Origin of the sequence: Niabella sp., assembly GCF_030150205.1 — a bacterium.
GTDB lineage: Bacteria > Bacteroidota > Bacteroidia > Chitinophagales > Chitinophagaceae > Niabella.
The window spans coordinates 22,790-39,656 of the sequence record NZ_JASLGT010000018.1; the positions used below are offsets into that span (position 1 = coordinate 22,790).

A 16,867-nucleotide genomic window follows, 5' to 3' on the forward strand; every position below is an offset into this window, starting at 1 on the left:
AGGTCACAGTGCTCATTTAGACCGTTATCCTGCTTCTTCTTTTATAAACGTTTCATACACCTGCTTCCATCCTTTAAACGCGCCTTCATCCGTAAAAGAGGAGTTATGCCAGATCATACTAAAGAAGCCTTTCACTTTTTTCACTTCACTACAGAGGTATTGCAATTCGTTGAGTCCTTTTTCCGGGGTGTCTTTTTTATAAAAGATAGAGCTGCCTTCCATAAAGCAGAACGGGAAGAGCAGGAGATCGGTGGCCGTTTCCGCTTCGAGGTCGTACCAGCAAAAGGGTGAAGCTACCGAAGCGCGGAACCCGTTATCATCGCCATAACCCATAGAAAAATCAAAGAGCATACCCGCTTTCAGCAGGCTGCGATAGGTTTCCGGAAAAGAGAGTTTTAAAAAATGCTGACGGGAAGCATTTACAGTGGTGCCGGTGATGGTGGAAAGGCATTCCTTTTCCTTCTTTAACACCGCAACCGCATGGTTACTTTGCCAGGAAGGGTGCAGGCCAACGGGGTAGCGGATGGCATGATCTGCAATCAGTGCCTTCATATCTTTATGCTGCGGCGAAATATTTTTATCGTAGCGGTTAGTGTGCTCCGCAACCAGGAAAAAATAATAAGGCTTCAGGTGGTACTTTTCATGCAGCCCGTTTAACCAGCCAAACTGATCAAACGGATCTTTTTCTTTTCCGGTTAATACGCTAAAGCGCTTGCTGAAAGCTGAAAGCTGAAGGCTGACTGCTTCTTTTATAAAATTAAGCCCGTTCCGCCAGATACCCTTATTCCGGTAGCTCCAGGCCATATCGATATCGTAGGTAGGTAAAAACTGAAATGTTGTTTCCCTGAACGGTTCATCTGGAAACTGCAGCAGGAGTTGTTGTTTTAGCAACAACGTCCAATGATTGATCAGGGGTAGTTTTAGAAAGCCGTTCTTTTGAGCCAGCGATTGCGTAGCCGGAAACCGTCCATACCGGTCTTTTTCAAAAGGCAGGTATTCCTCATAACGGCTCAGTAAATAAAAAGCCGCTGCAAACAGATCAAAGCCCAAAGTGCCACCTGTTTGAAAAAAAACGGGCAATCCGTTTACCTGCGTAACGGTTACCGGTTGCTGCTGAATACCTGTTTGGAATAGCAGGTCATGCGGTAGTATGTGCAAACATTGCGTATCTAATGTAGCTGCAGAATAATTGATCCTTGCGCCCTGTTCTGTCAGAAATGCCTGTGCGTCATCTGTAAGCTGCCATTCCGGTGTGCCCAACTCTTTTGAAAAGAACCGGGTAATATATTGCAACCTTGGGGTGATATGCGTGCTATAGACCAACATGGTGGTTCAAAAATAAGATGAATATTGCAGGTTTGTTTATACCACGGATCGTGTAGGTTTTACTGAATTTGCATTATCTGGCAATTATTGAGAATTAGGCGACTCGGGTGTGACTGGTGGGGACATGGAGTTGCGCATTAAATAAGTATGCTCAGCCTGGTTTTGTAGGGCCGTTGGCCTGATCCGGTTTGTAACTCCGGAATTTATTCCGGGAGGCAGAAGATGCTATGGAGCGGGGAGTGCCGTAGGCACGGCTCATATAAGGCCGCCTGTTGCTTCCGTATGCACTGAAGCACAAGTGTGCGACGCAACGCAGCTGCCACCTGCACTACAGCCGGGGCAAAAAAAGACGCCGTCTGGGACGCCGAAGTGTACTGACTTACAGGTTTCTCTGTTTCTTCCGCTCTTCCCACTGCTCATTAAATGATTTTTTGGGAAATTTAAGCTTGCTATGGTTTTTAGTCCAGGCGCCGGCTACCATATTGATAAACGTACTTTTGAAATTGCCGTTAACCATGTTGACCATGCTGCGTTTAAGCATGGCTGTTTTCCACATCTTCCAGGAAAATTTTTCAACCAGCGGGGCATAGCCTTCTTCTACAGCCTCATACCGGTTTTCCAGCAGCAGCTCGTGCAGGTTTATTTTTACCGCGCATACTTCAGTACAATTGCCGCAAAGGGAGGATGCATGACTGAGGTGCTTCCACTCCTTCATTTCCTTAAGCTGGGGAGTAATCACCGAACCAATAGGACCACTGTACGTGGTATTGTAGGTATGCCCACCGATGTTTTTGTAAACCGGACAAGCATTCAGGCAGGCTCCGCAACGGATGCAATACAGGGCCTCGCGTGCTTTTTCGTTTGCCAGCATTTTACTGCGACCATTATCCAGCAGGATCACATACATTTCTTCAGGACCATCCACTTCATTTTGCTGCCGGGGGCCGGTTACAATGGTACTGTAGGAGGTAATACGCTGGCCGGTGCCAAAGCTGCTGAGCAATGGCCAAAACAACGCCAGGTCTGTCATGGAAGGGATTACCTTTTCAATGCCGGCCACCACTATATGCGTTTTGGGCATGGAGCAGCTCAACCGGGCATTGCCTTCATTTTCGGTAATGGCAATACCACCGATATCTGCAATAATAAAATTGGCACCGGTAACGCCTACCTCCGCTTCTGCATATTTTTGGCGCAGCTTTTCACGGGCTGTGAGGGTGAGCTTCTCTGCACTGTCGTTGGGATCGGTGCCCAGTTTTTCTGCAAATAGTTCCGCAATCTGTTCCCGGCTTTTGTGCATGGCCGGCGTAACAATATGATAAGGCGGTTCTCCTGCCAGCTGCTGGATGTATTCTCCCAGATCCGTTTCTACGCTTTCAATATTATGTTTGGCAAGGTTATCATTCAGGTGCAGTTCTTCCGTAACCATGCTCTTGCTCTTCACCAGCGTTTTGCAATTTTTTTGCTGGCAGATCTCCAGGATCACTTCATTGGCATGTTGGGCATCTTCACACCAGATCACTTTTGCACCCCGCCTGGTGATATTGGCTTCAAAATTTTCAAGAGTCTGATCCAGTACCTCAATGGCTTTCCATTTTAAATTCTTGGCCCGCTCCCGCGCAAGGTTAAGATCAGCAAACTGCGCCTGTCCGCCCGGAACGGCCGCATTATACCGGGAAATATTAAAATTGATCACCTTCCGGTGCTCACGGTCGTAGGCCTTTTCCTTGCTCTTCTTTTGAAATTGGGATGATGTGTGCGACATGGGACAAATTTAGCCAAATGCGGCGAATTTACCTTCTTTTGAACCGCAAGGAGCACGAGGGTTTCCGCGAGGTTCGCTAAGGAAAGCATTAAGATTTATAGGGTTCTCATTGCGTCCATTGCGGATGCTTCGCGTACGTTGCGGTTAACGTATAAACTATAGGGAGCACACCCTAAACCTGGGTCCATAGTTGTATCGTTGCGCGATGAATCTTTAGCATTCTGTTATCTCAGTAATGTCTCCAAAAACGCCCGGAACTTCTTATTGCTGAAATCAGCTGTTCCTTCGTGCCGGTACACCAGGGTACCCGTTTTATCCAGTACCAGGGTGGTGGGCAGGGTACCGCTATACCAGGAGGCAGGCACCGTTCCCCGGAAGCTGGATACCTCCAGATCGAGTTGTTTTTTCTTTATAAAAGCCGTTGCCCTGGGCAGATCCTGGTCCGCATCTACCAGGAGGAATACCATATTGGGATGGTTTTTAAGCGCGGCCTGGAGCTCGCTGATCGCCGGCATTTCCGCAATGCAGGGCGGACACCAGGTTGCCCAAAAATTAATAAACACTACTTTTCCTTTGAAGGATTCCGGGGTATAGGTTTCGCCGGTTGCGGTAATAAACTGTACCGATGTGGCAGCGGCTTCCGGTGGTGCTGTTTTGGTGGTCTCTACCCGCGGTTGAAAGAATCCCACTTTCATCAACCCGCGAAGGACCACTGCCTTGAATTCGGGAAATACAAAAAGTGCCAGGGCCAGGGCAAAGAGGCCGATGGTAATAAGGTTCTGTACGTTTTTTTTAGACATTATTTTACAATGATAAAACACAATCTCCTGAACCCTTTTGATTTGCAGGGCATTAAAAATAATAAATGTTTGTCAACCGCCCGGCAGCCGTTATTTTTGAGGTTCACGCGTATAAAAATCTTTTGTATATGTACCGTTGCCGCCTTGTACTGGCTTTAAGCTGTTTTCTTTTTTCATTTTCCGGACTGCGGGCGCAGTCGCCTGGTTCATCAGCAGAAATGAAACAATTTGCCATACCTGCTAATAAAGCATACGCAGAGCCTTTTACGCCGGGTGATCCGGGTGTTTCCATCCCGGTTGGATATCCGGAAAGCACGGGTAGTATCAGCCGGTGGCGGAGTAGGAACAAACGGGTTTCCTGGGTCGTCTATCAAAAGCCGGGAGCTTATGACCTGTATTTCGACAACCAGGTTACCGCCGGTAAAAAATTACGCTTCAAACTGGATGTAAACAGCACCTATCCGAAACCGGAACTGAAGCCGGTAAGCCGTGATCTTGCATTTAACGGAACCGGGAGAAAGGATACCTTATATGGAATGCATGTTAAGATCCCAGCTGAAGGCTATTATAAATATACACTGACACCCGTAACAGATCCGGAGCAAGCCATTACCATCACAACACTATTGTTCCGGACGGCTACACCGGATGGTTGGGTGAATTTTATCAATTACCAGTCAACGCCATCGGTGCACCTGTCATTCAGTACTACAGAGCCGACTACTAAATCCTATAACTGGCTGTACGAGGAAATCCTGGTTCCGGAGGGCGAAGATCCCTTGTATACCTATTATATGTCCCTGGGGTTTTACCGCGGGTACCTGGGTATACAAACCAATGCACCCACAGAGCGGAGGGTTTTGTTTTCCGTTTGGGACAGCAAAGACGCCGAAAAGGATTCCAGTATCACAAAGGCCGATTTTGTAAGCCTGGTAGACAAGGATCCGGCTACTACGGTTAAATCATTTGGCGGTGAAGGCACGGGCGGGCAATCTTTTGTAAAGGATGCCAACTGGAAAACGGGTAAGCCGGTGCAGTTTTTAATGAATGTATTGCCTCAGGAAAATAACTCCGTAGTGCTTTCAGCATGGTACCAGGTAGCAAATGAGGGCTGGCATTACATTGCCTCCTGGCGGGCGCCTCATGAAAAGCGTTTTTTCGACGGCTTTTATTCTTTTCTTGAAAACTACGGCTATACCAACGGTCAGCTGCGCCGGGAAGCGTATTATTACAATGCCTGGGGTGTGGAAGCCGTTTCTAATAAATGGATCAACTTTAATAAAGTGCGCTTTTCCAATACCGATGGCAAAACCGGTCAGCGGGTAGATTATGAACAGGGCGTATCGTCAAAATATCCGGATCGTTTTTACATGGCGGCGGGCGGTTATACACCAACTGTAAAAACTAAGAATGAAATGCCGGTTTTAAAAACCCCGCCATCCCTGGATCTTAAAAAATTTGAGGCACGGGTAACAGAAGCCCTGAAAAACGAGGGACACCAGGACCTCCGCAACTGATCCGTTAAATTATTTCATTTTCCCCATCAATGCTTTCAGTTGCTGAAACGCCTGTTTTTCCATTGCAGATATTTCAATCAACCGGTCGCCCATATTGTCATAGTCGGCCTGGGTATTCAGCCGGCCTTTATAGATGCCGGAAGCCTGGATGGCGGCATCCCGCCATTTGTCACCCGTTGCAGTAAATTGTTTGGAGAGATCAAACAGCTCGTCGGCCTTTAAATAGGGGTGTGCCTGCTGCAAAAAGGCTCCGTATATAAACCGGAATCCACCGCCACCGGTGCCGATCTCCTCCTGCATCCGCACCAGCTGGGCCAGGTAGCTGCGGGCTTTTTCATCGCCCAGTTTGGTCTTCCACTTTTTGATCTGCCGGCCGGTATAAGCAATGCCGCTCACACCGCCAAATGATCCCGGAATATGTAACATATCCCGGCAGTTGCGTTTGATACCCTTGATAATGCCCTGTTTCATTTGTTCATCTGTGGGCTCCTTCAAATGATCGCCGGGATAATACATTTGTCCGCGTGGCGCAAAAGCACCTTTAGCAAAACGCACGCGTTCCAGTTCGTAGCTATTCATAGTAACCAGTCCTTCCATAATGGGATCGCTGATATAATAATCGTCTCCTTTTTTATCTACAACGATCAGGTTGTGTGCGTTAAAATGAAAGCGGTATTCTTTGGGAAAATAAGTCAGGTAAAAAACACCAACCTGGCAGGCTGTAGGCTTGCCCGCGAGTATGCGCTCATCCAGCTCCTGCATGGCTTTTTCATGCGAACGGAATTTTTTCCGGGTAACCGGAACGCCCAGTGCGGTACAGGTGCGCTTAAAGATCAGCCCGGGCATGGTTCTGAAAGAAATGGCCGGACCGCCATTCACTTTCATAAACGGCAGCTGTATATAAAATAGCCCGGATCCCATGCCAAAAGCCAGGGGTTCGGTAATTTTTGTAATACCGTAATGCCGCAATAATGCTGTGGTAACGCCGTTCTCGCAATGAGCTGCCTGGAGATGTTTAAAGTTTGTATGTTGAAGTTCCAAGTTTTTTTTATTAGGAGTGAGAAGGTAATAGTCAATGGTCAATGGCGAATAGTTAATAGGGCTGATTTCCCTGCTCGCTACTTGCTATTCCCTGTTTTGCTTAAACGGATTTTTTAATTCTTCTACGCTTACCTCAAAAAGGGCGGCGTATTTTTTCAGTTTATCTTCCGGTAGTTTCTGAAAACCAGCGGGCTTCAGGTGCTTTTTGATGGTCCATTTCCAATAGCCGGTGTAGGAGGACATGATGTTCAGATCCATGATCTTCTTCTCCATAAAATACAGGATCGGGCTGGCTGTGCCGGCCAGTACCTGTTGTTTGGCCGCTTCGATCTTTGCCTCCACATCATGCCAGGCCACATTCAATGCCTCTGTTTTTACGTCCCAGCCGGTACTTTGTCCGGTGGAGTAGTTTCCATTTTCATCAACCACATAAGTTACCTCTTTGGCTATTTTGCCAAGAGCACCATTGTCCTGCGGGATTTCTTCTTTTTTCATATCCTGAAAAAAAATTTAAGTGAGGCAAACTAATAAAAATTAGCGATATAATATTCGCTAAATCGAGGTATGTAAAAACCGCGAGATGCTCGCAAAATCTCGCGGTTTTTACATAGCTGAAACAAAATAGTGAAAAACATTTTGTGTTTTTCACTATTCACTATAGACCATTCACTTTCTTACACCGCCGTAAGCAATGCATACATATAGCTGAACCTTGAGCTTTCCGGCACCAGCAGGAACACCTTATCGCCTTTTTTCAGCTTGCCGCTGTTAAACAGTTCATCCACCATAAAATAAACAGAAGCAGCACCTACGTTACCAACTGTGCTCAGGTTTACAAACCATTTTTCGTAAGGAATATGATGACCCAGCTTAATATGCTCGTCGTATATTTTATCCTTAAAGAAGTTGCTGCTCATATGCGGCAGGTACCACGTAATATCATCCGGGTTCAGTCCGCGGCGCTCAAACAATTCCGGCAGCAGCTTTCCACCCAGCGGCACAATATTCGGACTCAGCAATTTCACATCCTGTTTAATGCTCAGGATCGATTTTTCGTTCAGCTCTTCATGATTAAATTCCAGGAAGCTTTTTAAATGCCCGTCTTCCTGTTTTTCGGCGCCCATATACATACAGGCTTCCATATGGTCGGCATAAGAAATGCCTTCCATCCATTCAATCTTCAGGCTCAGGCCTTCTTCATTCTTTTTATTGGAAATTAAGAACGCGGAAGCGCCATCCGACAGCATCCAGCGCAAAAATTCTTTATCAAAGCTGATATAGGGATTTTCCTCCAGGGCCTCCAGCTTATGCACTTCATCCTCAAACTGGTTGGCTACCAGTGAGGCCGAAAAGCGCTCAGATCCGGTGGCAACCGCAGTAGCGGCATCACCGGTTTTTACCGACATATACGCATACTTTAACGCATGCATGCCCGCACAGCATACGCCGGCCGGAGATACCACTTCAATAGAGTCCAACTCCGGCAGCCAGCCATGCACCATTACGGCATGAGAGGGCATCATCTGGTCGGGCGATGAAGTACCGCAGGAAAGCACATCTACCTGTTTCATGCCTTCCCGGTCCTGTTTAAACAATTCTTTAATGGCCTCCGCGGTTAACTGGGCATTGGTGTGTGTGATCTTTCCGCCTTTTTCCAACGCATAATAGCGGTTGGTAATGGCGTTGTTTCTCAAAACGATGCGTCTGGATTTGGATGGTTTTCCATTAATATAGCCCAGGTACTCCTCCATTTCGTCGTTGGACACCGGGCTGTTGGGAAAATAATGAGCGGTACGGTTAATATAAACGTCGTTCAAGTTCATAATGTTTTTTAATCATTTATTTTTTTATACGCCCAACGTTATTATCGGGCTTTTCCGGAGCCTGTCCCGCTAAAAGCGGGATCGCACCCTTCAACTACAGTACGGTTACTGATCTTTGCGCAATTAAATCTTTTCCCTCCATTCCACACCTGCATAATAGTCCATTTGCCGCCGGATCCTCCCTTGGCTGAACGGGCGCACCAGGATCAAATCTACTAATAAAATAATAGGAGACGCAATCAGTAGTGCTACTGCAAGATAATATTTATAGGCTACAAGTATTTTTTTTCTGTTTTGCGGGTGTTTATTGATAATGGCTACCCATTTTTTGAATATTTTTCCGGCTTTGCGCTCAATATACATCAGGGAATACTTCACCTCCACCGCTTTTTGCTGCACCAGCTCCTGCTGCAATCCCTGCCAGTTGCCGGATTGCAGGTGCCGGTTTACCGTAGTGCCAAAAACGGAGGCATTGGCAATATCGGCTGGCGCCACACCGGGTTTCGGAAAAATACCCCATTTGCGGTCTTTTCTGCCCGTGCCCAGCCAGTGAAAAATGGTAAAATAACTAAGGTGATTCAGATGCCGGTCAAACAGCGCAATATTGCCTACCAACCGGGCACCGGCCTCCTGGAGCAATTTTTTATTCTTTTCCTGGGCATTGATCCACATATTGCGGCACCCGCAAATGGTGAGCAATGGGGTGTCTTTTATAAGTGTTTTGAATGCAGCATCCTGTAAAATGGAGTTGATCGGGATGCTGGGCGACAGGTTCCAGGGTTGCCAGGCCAGCACCACCAGGTCGTATTGTTGCCGGGGTACCGACCAGGGTTTTAGCGCGGTGGGGATCACATCCACCGATTCCGGAACCGTATCGAAAAATGCAGGAATGCTCCAGGGAAACGGAAACGAATGCTGGGTTTGCACCTGTAAAAAATCTACAGAAACACCATCCGCAAGCAGTGGCTGCAAAAAGGAATCAAGGATCTCCTTTGTTTGCCCGGATTGTGAAAAGTAAACCGCTAATACATGCTTGCTCATACCTGAATTATAAAAGGCCCGACAGTGATTTTGATTTTTTGCTGTAGTTTTTTACACTTTGCTGGGTAACAGTGGGAAGTGAGGCAAACTGGTCCTGGATCATTTTGCTGTCTTCTGCAATGTTTTTAGAGTATCCCAACGATTTGGGGGCGTTTTCCTGGATCATTAAACGGAGAAAACGGTACTCTGCCTCCCTGGGATGAGCGGCAATAACCGATTCCAGTTTTTTATGCCCCTGTTTAAAAATTGAAAGTTTTTTGGCGGGCACGGTAACCAACCCTGCCTTTCGCATTTCAAGCGCACCAATAAAAGCCGGGGCCTCAGCAGCCGTGGTGTAACCGGCTACCTGGCCGATCTGTGCATCAATGGTCTTTACGGAGCCGCCGGCCAGCGCTGTATAAAACGCTGCCTTTGATTGTGCTGTAACAGTATTGATGGTCAGGAGCAACAACCCGATCGTTCCAATAAATGTTAAAAACCGCTTCGTCATAAATAAAGTTTGCAAAAGTAACGGATTATTTGAGAGTATCAGCCAGCATTTACAGGATTTCGTCGCTGGTTTCATACTTTCTATTGCTGTTATCCTTTTAAGGATGAAATTAAAGAAACAGTAGTTGTTTGATGTATTTTTTTTAATTGTTAAAAATCGGGAGTATCAGTATAAAATGAATTGATTTTAAGCAAGTTGTATCCGGTTGCGTATTTTCATCAGATGACAAAAAAAGAACGTGGATCCTGCATCCGTTTCGAATAAGAAGTTCGTCTTTTTAAAAATCTTTAAGGAAGCGGCCAGCTTCCTGATAAGAAAATCTTAAAATCCGTCATTTTTTTTAAACTTGTCAAAATGTGACTGTTATTATTCAAAAATGAGTTACTTTTGGTGCCCCATATAAGGTGTATGGGAATAAATATTTTTTTTTAAAAGCCTTAAATTTCTATTTAAAATGGCAGCTAAGATTAGATTGCAAAGACATGGGTCAAAGAAGAGACCCTTCTACTTTATCGTAGTAGCGGACGCTAGAAGCCCCCGTGATGGTAAATTCATCCAAAAATTAGGTACGTACAATCCTCTGACTATTCCTGCTACAATTGAACTGGATCGTCAGAAAGCACTGGAATGGCTGAATAAAGGAGCAACTCCTACAGACACTGTGCGTCGTATTTTAAGCTTTAAAGGTGTATTATACCTGAAACACTTATTACGTGGTGTAAAACTGGGACTGTTTGATGAAGCTGCTGCGATGCAGAAATTCACCGCCTGGAGTGCAGAGCATGACGAGCAAATTAAAAAACGTACTGCAAAAGCGATTGAAGAAAGAAAAGCTAAACGCAGAGTGGCCAGCGCTGCTCCGCGCAGAACTGCTGCTCCTGAAGCAAACGCTGAAGGCAACGGAGAATAATAGTAGAAAAATGATTCTTAAAATAAAAAGCGGCTCAGGGCCGCTTTTTATTTATTCGACAACCGTGTATAACAGTGAAACAGGAAGACTATATCAGCATTGGAAAAATTGCAGGCGTCTACGGACTTAAAGGAGAGGTGATCCTTCAACATGCGTTGGGCGATACATCGTTTGAGGGGCTGCAGCAGCTTTTTATTAAAGATGCCACGGGAAGCTTCTTACCCTGGTTTGTGGAAGGGGTGCGTAAAAAGAATGAGGAAGAAGCGTACATAAAGCTGGAAGACGTGCAAACACCCGAAGCTGCAAAGCCGTTGCTGCGGAAGGAAGTATGGTTCAGCGGCGCCGATTTTAAACGCTATGCTAATAAAAAAGCGCCGATCAGTCTTTTGGGGTATACCGTAAAAGACGGGAAGCAGGTGCTGGGTGTTATACAGGAAATCATTGAACAGCCCCACCAGGTGCTCTGCCGGCTTACGGTGCGTGGTAAGGAAGTGCTGATTCCCCTGCATGAAGAAAGCCTGAAAAAGGTCGATCACCAGTACCGGAATATTACCGTAAAATTGCCGGACGGGCTGCTGGAGATTTACCTGGGTTAAAAACCGGCAACTGCTTTTGCAAGCCGCGCGTATCCCTCTTCATTGGGATGCAGTCCATCAGTAAACAACGCTTCATTAATTTTTCCGGAGGGCAGCAGCAGCAGTTTCCCGGGATCAGCAAATACAAACCGGCCTTTTTTAGCAACTGCCGCTAATTGTTTATTCAGGGATGCAATCCGTACTTCCGTATTTCTCCTGGGAAAAATACCTACAAGCTTTATGTTGGCCGTTGGTTGCCGTTGCCGGATCTGCTGCAGTAAAAAAGCCAGGCCGCTTACGATATCGGCATCCGTGTTGCCCCCGATATTATTGGTACCGATCATCAGTACAATGTTCTTTGCGGCAAATCCATCCAGTTCTCCATGATACACCCGCCACAGCACATTTTCAATACGGTCCCAGCCAAACCCCATATTTTGAAAATTGCCCAGGTATTGGTTCCAGCTTTTTTCGCCTCTTGCTACATGTGCTTTGGGTTCACCGGCCCAGTAATGGGTAATGGAATTACCGATGATTACGTTTACCGGCGGGCGTTCCTGGATTAGCTCAAGCTCCTGTACATGTCTTTTTTTCCACTCGTATCCACCGGCCTCCCTGCGTTGGCTTACCGGCCTTGTGGTACCGGTTTTTCCTTCGGGCATTTTCAGCAGGGCGCGCAGCACCGGTTCATAGGCATCTGCATAGGCCTGCATGCCCAGGTCGTTCGGATGCACATAGTCTACGGTGCCATCCACCGGGAACCGGATGGAATCCCGTGTAAGATAGTAGAGGTCCCGGATGCCCTGCTTCTTTAGTTCGGTATAGGCCTTCCATTGCGTGGCATTCAGCTGTTGCCATACCGCGGCCCGTGTAGAGTCGGTTTGATCATTAAAATACCCGATATGATCTGTAAGCAGGATGGGCGCTTTATGATTTTTACGGATGGCTTTTACGCCATAAAGCACCCGGTTATACACTTCATCCTGCGAAAGTGCGCCCATATTGGGGAGGCAGTCAAATACATAGGCCGCGGCATCCTGCTCATTGATCAGGTCCACTACGGCTTTTTCAAACGGACCGTTCCCGGAGAAGGCCAGGTTGATCACCGGGTAATCGAGCTTGCGCGATAAAATATTCGTCCAGCCCATTGCCGGCCGGGATGCACATCCGCCCTGGGCGATCGAGGTTCCGTAAACAATCACCGGTTTTTCTTTTAGTACCGGGATGAATTCGAAATAAGCATTTTCGGGTACGCCTATTTCCATCCATTTTACACTGTTATAAAGGGGCAGGAACAAGCGGTATTCAAATCCCTTTTTATGATAGCGGCTGGCAAAAAGATGCTGATACTGGTAGCGGATCGTATCCGAAAAATCATAGGAGCCCCAGGCCCGTTTCCAGTTGCCGTCCTCATCAATGGCATACAGATCAACTCCGGAAACACCCGTGGCGGGCATATGGTTCATGGCAAATGCGCCGGCCACACTATAGCGGATGGTAATTTCAGGCGCATTGGTATAGAAATGGATACTGAGACCGGCCGCGTTTTTTGAAAGGTTCCAAACGGCCTTACGTACCGCCGTTTCAGCCCGTTGCGGCAAGCGGGTAAAGGAACGGCCGATCTCATCCGTCCATCCCTGGTTTTGAATTACGGGTGCTGTTGCGGTTAACGGGTTATACCATTTTGTTTGGGCAATGGTAGCAAGGCTTAGTAAGGCGAGCAGGCAAGTCGTGATTAAGCGTGCGATCATTTATTGATTTTTTAAATTAGAACCGGATGTCTGAAAAGGATGCATCGTTATGGAGGTCAATCCGGCATCTAAAATAATGTATTATAATCAAAAGAGCGTAATCGCCGGCTGGCCGGTTAGGAGAATGGGCCCATATACAACAAGGGCCATGCGTATTCTGCACAGCCCTTATTTGCAATTGCACCAACCGGTGCCAAAGCCGTTGCTATTTTTTCAGAACCACCGTGGGTAATTTCACTTCTTTACCCGGTGTTACCACCACATTGTTGATCGTCGTGTCTTTGTATCCGTTTGTAGACTGGTACCACACCTTGTACGTACCGGCTTTGAGACCCCGGATCTTAAATGATCCTTCCCGTTTATCGGGCAATGCGGTGGCCGTATCGGTACCATTAATGGCTTTAACAAGGGCTGCCGCATCCGCAGGCAGTACCTTGCCTTCAATTTTTCCGGACTTCCGGTCGCAGAACGCTTTTAATACCGGCAACAGGTAATATTTGCCATTTCTTTCGATGATGGACCGGCCCAGGTCAAAGTCGATCCAGACTTTTACTCCGGAGATCTTCTGGTTGTCGTCATCCTCATCACGGTCTTCTTTACGGAGTTTTATATATACATAGTTCTTTTTGTTGGCATCATTAACGAGGGTAAGCGGATACTTTGTGCCTCCGTTCATCAGGTAGCTGCCATCACCCAATTGAATGCGGATCTTCCGCACCGTACCATTTACATTCGCCTGTGCCACCAGCGAATCCAGTCCGTTCCTTAATTTTAAAACATCATATAACCCGGGGACAACATTTAAATTCGTCCATTTTCCATATTGATCATGATCGTTCACCCGCTTATCATAGTCATTATGATCGTCATCCTGGTCTCCGTAGTGGTCGTCGTTTTTATGGGTGCTGGAGTCGATTTTTGCTTCAATGGAAACAATATCAATGAATACAGCGTCATAATTTACGGGAGCGTCCGTCAGGTAAACAGAGAATGTGTTGGGGCCGGTTGCCTGGTTACCGGTTTGAGAATCGTTTTTATTGCAGGAAATCATCAGAAAACTGCCTAAACCCACAAGGGCGGCAGTTAAAAAAGTTTGCTTCATAACACAGATTTTATAGATGGGTTTAAACCTTAAACCGAAGTTGGGCGGGTAAGATGAAGATTTAATGAAGCGCAGGTAAACGGATCCGCATTGAAGCGGCGAAGTTGTGTACAAAAGATTTGTGTACAAGAATTTTGTACACAAAAAAGCTGTACACAAAAAAGGAACGAACCGATTTGGTTACAAAATCACAGCCGCAAAAAAAACTGTAAACAAGGTCAGATCCTGCCGGCTCTTATCCGGGATAGACAGGTTTTTATATTTGAATCTCAAAAAAATCCAAAAAATGGTCTGAAAGCTTGTTTATACAACCTGTTAAAATAGTTGTGTTATATTTTTTATAGCGCCCTTCCCGCCGGCGGGAGTGAAGAAATGGAGTATCTTGTAGCTGATTTTTTAACGCCCATCTAAAATAAGCACTATGAAGAAAACAGATTTGATTGCACAGCATCTGACAGATGTGCATCTGGGAAACAACTGGACCAGCGTGGCCATTGCCGATACGATCCATGACATTGACTGGAAGGAAGCATTTGCGCCGGTGCCTTTTTCAGTCAATACCATCGCGTCGTTGCTAAACCATATTGCCTACTGGAATGGGATTGTTGCTGAGCGGGGCAGGGGATTAATGCCGGTTATTGCGGTGCACAATGGATTTGATGTACCGGAAGCCGCTCCGGAGCATTGGGAAACGTTGAAAACGGCACTGTTCCGGTCGGCGCAGGACCTGGCAGCCGTGATCCGTGGTTTTGACGAAGAAAAACTGGACGCCCCGGTGCTGCCGGAACATTCCAGCGCCTATAAAAACTTCCAGGGACAGGTGGAGCATGCCCATTACCACCTGGGGCAGATCGTGATGATCAAAAAATACCTCCGGTCGGTTGATTAAAGATTCCTGCAGGTAGCCAGGATCTTTGTATCGGTTACTTCCGCCCAATTCGCCACCCGTACGGTATCGCCTTTGCAGGTAAAACCATATTGTGGCGGAGCGATATCGCAGTTTACACAGCTGATGCTGGTATAATACAGTACCGTGTCTTTGTAAATGCCTTTTCCCAAATAATGTTTGAATTCGGGGCTGCAGCTGGATAGGGGCATCCATTCTTTTTGGGCTTTTGCAATCCAGAATTCATCGCAGTTTTTACTGCTGATGCTGCTTTTATGACAGGCAAGCAACGTTATTACAGCTGTTAGTAACGTGATTGGTTTGAGTATTTTCATTTGACGATCATTTGTATAGATATAAGTTGTAACGCGATAGAGGGGCAAAATGCAACATCCGGTAAATAAATCTTCAGGTATAGCATCCGGTTTTTAACTTTGGAGAGGTGGCAGACCCGAAATCTTATATCGTTCATTTTGACCTGGATTCCTTTTTTGTGGCGGTAGAAATCCTGTTAGATCCTGCATTGAAAGGGAAACCGGTGATCGTAGGCGGCTCAGCAACCCGGGGCGTTGTATCTACCTGCAGCTATGAGGCCCGTAAATACGGAGTGCATTCCGCAATGCCCATGCAGCGTGCTATGCGGCTTTGTCCGCAGGCCATCGTATTGCGGGGTAACTATGAAAAATACAGCTACTATTCAAAACTGGTAACAGAAATCATTGCATCAAAAGTGCCGTTGTATCAAAAAGCTTCGATTGATGAGTTTTACTGCGATCTTACCGGTATGGACCGGTTCTTTGGGGTAAGCCGGTATACACGCCAGCTGCGGGAATACATCATTAAGGAAACCAATCTGCCCATTTCCTGCGGATTGTCTTCTGCAAAATTTATCAGTAAAATGGCCACCAATGAAGCCAAGCCCAATGGCTTTTTAGAGGTGCCGCACGGGAAGGAAAAGGATTTTTTGTGGCCCCTGGGTATTGAAAAAATCAACGGTGTGGGCAAACAAACAGAGCAGCGGCTGCGGAAACTGGGGCTGCATACGATTAAAGATATTGCGCTTACACCCAAAGATTTGTTAATAAGTCAGCTGGGCAAATGGGGCGAAGATCTCTGGCGTAAGTCCCAGGGCATCGGTAGCGGGGAGGTGGAAGGCCGCTGGGATCAGAAAAGTATGAGCCATGAAACTACTTTTCATGAAAACCAAACGGATGTAGATTTCCTGTATAAAAAACTCATTGCACTTACGGAACGGAATGCGTATGATCTGCGGCAGGACAATAAACTAACAGGGTGTATCACTGTAAAAATCCGCTACAGCGATTTTGAAACCACCAACAGGCAGGAATCGATGGCTTACACAGCGCTGGATGATGAACTGATTCAAAAAGCAAAGGCGATCTTTGACAAATTTTACCAGAAAGGACGCCCGGTGCGCCTTATTGGCGTGCGTTTTAGCCAGCTGGCGGATGATGGCATGCAGATGAACTTATTCAACCGCCAGGATGAAAAAATGAACTTATACAAAGCCGTGGATGCCATTAAGAACCGCTTTGGAAAAGAAGCGGTTTCCAAAGCCGTTACCCGGAAAACGCCATCAACCGGTAAAAAATGATTTTCTTTTGACGATTCTTTTCCTTTTAACAGCTTTACCCTATATTTGCGCCCGGCAGGTCTCATACGACCAGCTCCTACTGAATCTCCCCAGGGTCGGAAGACAGCAAGGATAGGTGGTTGTAGCGGTGCGATGTGAGTAGCCTGCCTTTTTTTTCTCTCCTTAATTTACCTAATTTTACAACTGGTTTTTGATTTGATTTCAATTAATAGGATTGAAGTCATA

16 protein-coding genes and 1 other RNA gene are annotated in these 16,867 nt (G+C 46.5%); 6 read left to right on the forward strand and 11 right to left on the reverse strand.

Annotation, left to right across the window (positions count from 1 at the left end):
- Positions 1-24: 24 nt before the first annotated feature.
- From Q1V85_RS15370 to Q1V85_RS15380, 3 genes are all read right to left on the reverse strand, one after another.
- Positions 25-1,326, reverse strand: coding sequence for a polysaccharide deacetylase family protein (locus Q1V85_RS15370; RefSeq protein ID WP_300601348.1), 1,302 nt, complete (start codon positions 1,324-1,326; stop codon positions 25-27).
- A gap of 379 nt (positions 1,327-1,705) precedes the next feature.
- Positions 1,706-3,091 (reverse strand): LutB/LldF family L-lactate oxidation iron-sulfur protein, encoded by a 1,386-nt coding sequence (locus tag Q1V85_RS15375; RefSeq protein WP_300601349.1) that lies wholly within the window; start codon positions 3,089-3,091, stop codon positions 1,706-1,708.
- Positions 3,092-3,315: 224 nt separating this feature from the next.
- Positions 3,316-3,891 carry a TlpA disulfide reductase family protein gene (locus Q1V85_RS15380; protein ID WP_300601351.1) on the reverse strand — a complete coding sequence of 192 codons (576 nt, stop codon included), beginning with the start codon at positions 3,889-3,891 and terminating at the stop codon, positions 3,316-3,318.
- Positions 3,892-4,019: 128 nt separating this feature from the next.
- On the opposite strand from Q1V85_RS15380, the gene Q1V85_RS15385 reads away from it, so the two are divergent.
- A complete protein-coding gene (locus tag Q1V85_RS15385) occupies positions 4,020-5,408 on the forward strand; it encodes a DUF3472 domain-containing protein (protein WP_300601352.1) in 1,389 nt (462 codons plus the stop codon).
- Between the two features lie 9 nt (positions 5,409-5,417).
- On the opposite strand, the gene Q1V85_RS15390 is transcribed toward Q1V85_RS15385, so the two are convergent.
- The 5 genes from Q1V85_RS15390 to Q1V85_RS15410 form a co-directional block, all read right to left on the reverse strand.
- On the reverse strand, positions 5,418-6,449 hold the full coding sequence (locus tag Q1V85_RS15390) for a BtrH N-terminal domain-containing protein (protein WP_300601353.1): 1,032 nt from the start codon (positions 6,447-6,449) through the stop codon (positions 5,418-5,420).
- An 84-nt stretch (positions 6,450-6,533) separates the two neighbouring features.
- Positions 6,534-6,944: a hypothetical protein gene (locus Q1V85_RS15395; RefSeq protein WP_300601354.1), complete on the reverse strand. Its 411-nt coding sequence runs from the start codon at positions 6,942-6,944 to the stop codon at positions 6,534-6,536.
- 179 nt (positions 6,945-7,123) lie between these two features.
- Positions 7,124-8,272: a beta-ketoacyl-ACP synthase III gene (locus Q1V85_RS15400; protein WP_300601355.1), complete on the reverse strand. Its 1,149-nt coding sequence runs from the start codon at positions 8,270-8,272 to the stop codon at positions 7,124-7,126.
- Positions 8,273-8,395: 123 nt separating this feature from the next.
- Positions 8,396-9,313 (reverse strand): hypothetical protein, encoded by a 918-nt coding sequence (locus Q1V85_RS15405; RefSeq protein ID WP_300601356.1) that lies wholly within the window; start codon positions 9,311-9,313, stop codon positions 8,396-8,398.
- Between the two features lie 7 nt (positions 9,314-9,320).
- Positions 9,321-9,803, reverse strand: a complete 483-nt coding sequence (locus tag Q1V85_RS15410) for a hypothetical protein (protein ID WP_300601357.1) — start codon at positions 9,801-9,803, stop codon at positions 9,321-9,323.
- A 454-nt stretch (positions 9,804-10,257) separates the two neighbouring features.
- Between Q1V85_RS15410 and rpsP the strand changes: the two genes are divergently transcribed.
- Positions 10,258-10,713 (forward strand): 30S ribosomal protein S16, encoded by a 456-nt coding sequence (gene rpsP, locus Q1V85_RS15415; RefSeq protein WP_090389462.1) that lies wholly within the window; start codon positions 10,258-10,260, stop codon positions 10,711-10,713.
- A 74-nt stretch (positions 10,714-10,787) separates the two neighbouring features.
- Complete coding sequence (gene rimM / locus Q1V85_RS15420) at positions 10,788-11,309, forward strand: ribosome maturation factor RimM (RefSeq protein ID WP_300601359.1); 522 nt, start codon at positions 10,788-10,790, stop codon at positions 11,307-11,309.
- Here the strand turns inward: rimM and Q1V85_RS15425 are convergent.
- A complete protein-coding gene (locus Q1V85_RS15425) occupies positions 11,306-13,039 on the reverse strand; it encodes an SGNH/GDSL hydrolase family protein (protein WP_300601361.1) in 1,734 nt (577 codons plus the stop codon). The genes rimM and Q1V85_RS15425 overlap by 4 nt on opposite strands.
- 205 nt (positions 13,040-13,244) lie before the next feature.
- Complete coding sequence (locus Q1V85_RS15430; RefSeq protein WP_300601362.1) at positions 13,245-14,141, reverse strand: DUF4382 domain-containing protein; 897 nt, start codon at positions 14,139-14,141, stop codon at positions 13,245-13,247.
- A 421-nt stretch (positions 14,142-14,562) separates the two neighbouring features.
- Between Q1V85_RS15430 and Q1V85_RS15435 the strand changes: the two genes are divergently transcribed.
- Positions 14,563-15,030: a DinB family protein gene (locus Q1V85_RS15435; protein ID WP_300601363.1), complete on the forward strand. Its 468-nt coding sequence runs from the start codon at positions 14,563-14,565 to the stop codon at positions 15,028-15,030.
- On the opposite strand, the gene Q1V85_RS15440 is transcribed toward Q1V85_RS15435, so the two are convergent.
- Entirely contained in the window at positions 15,027-15,362 is a 336-nt protein-coding gene (locus Q1V85_RS15440) for a hypothetical protein (RefSeq protein WP_300601364.1), read from the reverse strand. The two genes, Q1V85_RS15435 and Q1V85_RS15440, sit on opposite strands and share 4 nt — an antisense overlap.
- Before the next feature lie 107 nt (positions 15,363-15,469).
- On the opposite strand from Q1V85_RS15440, the gene dinB reads away from it, so the two are divergent.
- Both dinB and ffs read left to right on the forward strand, forming a co-directional pair.
- Complete coding sequence (dinB, locus tag Q1V85_RS15445; RefSeq protein WP_300601365.1) at positions 15,470-16,642, forward strand: DNA polymerase IV; 1,173 nt, start codon at positions 15,470-15,472, stop codon at positions 16,640-16,642.
- 52 nt (positions 16,643-16,694) lie between these two features.
- Positions 16,695-16,794: signal recognition particle sRNA small type (gene ffs / locus Q1V85_RS15450), an RNA gene on the forward strand.
- Positions 16,795-16,867: the final 73 nt, after the last annotated feature.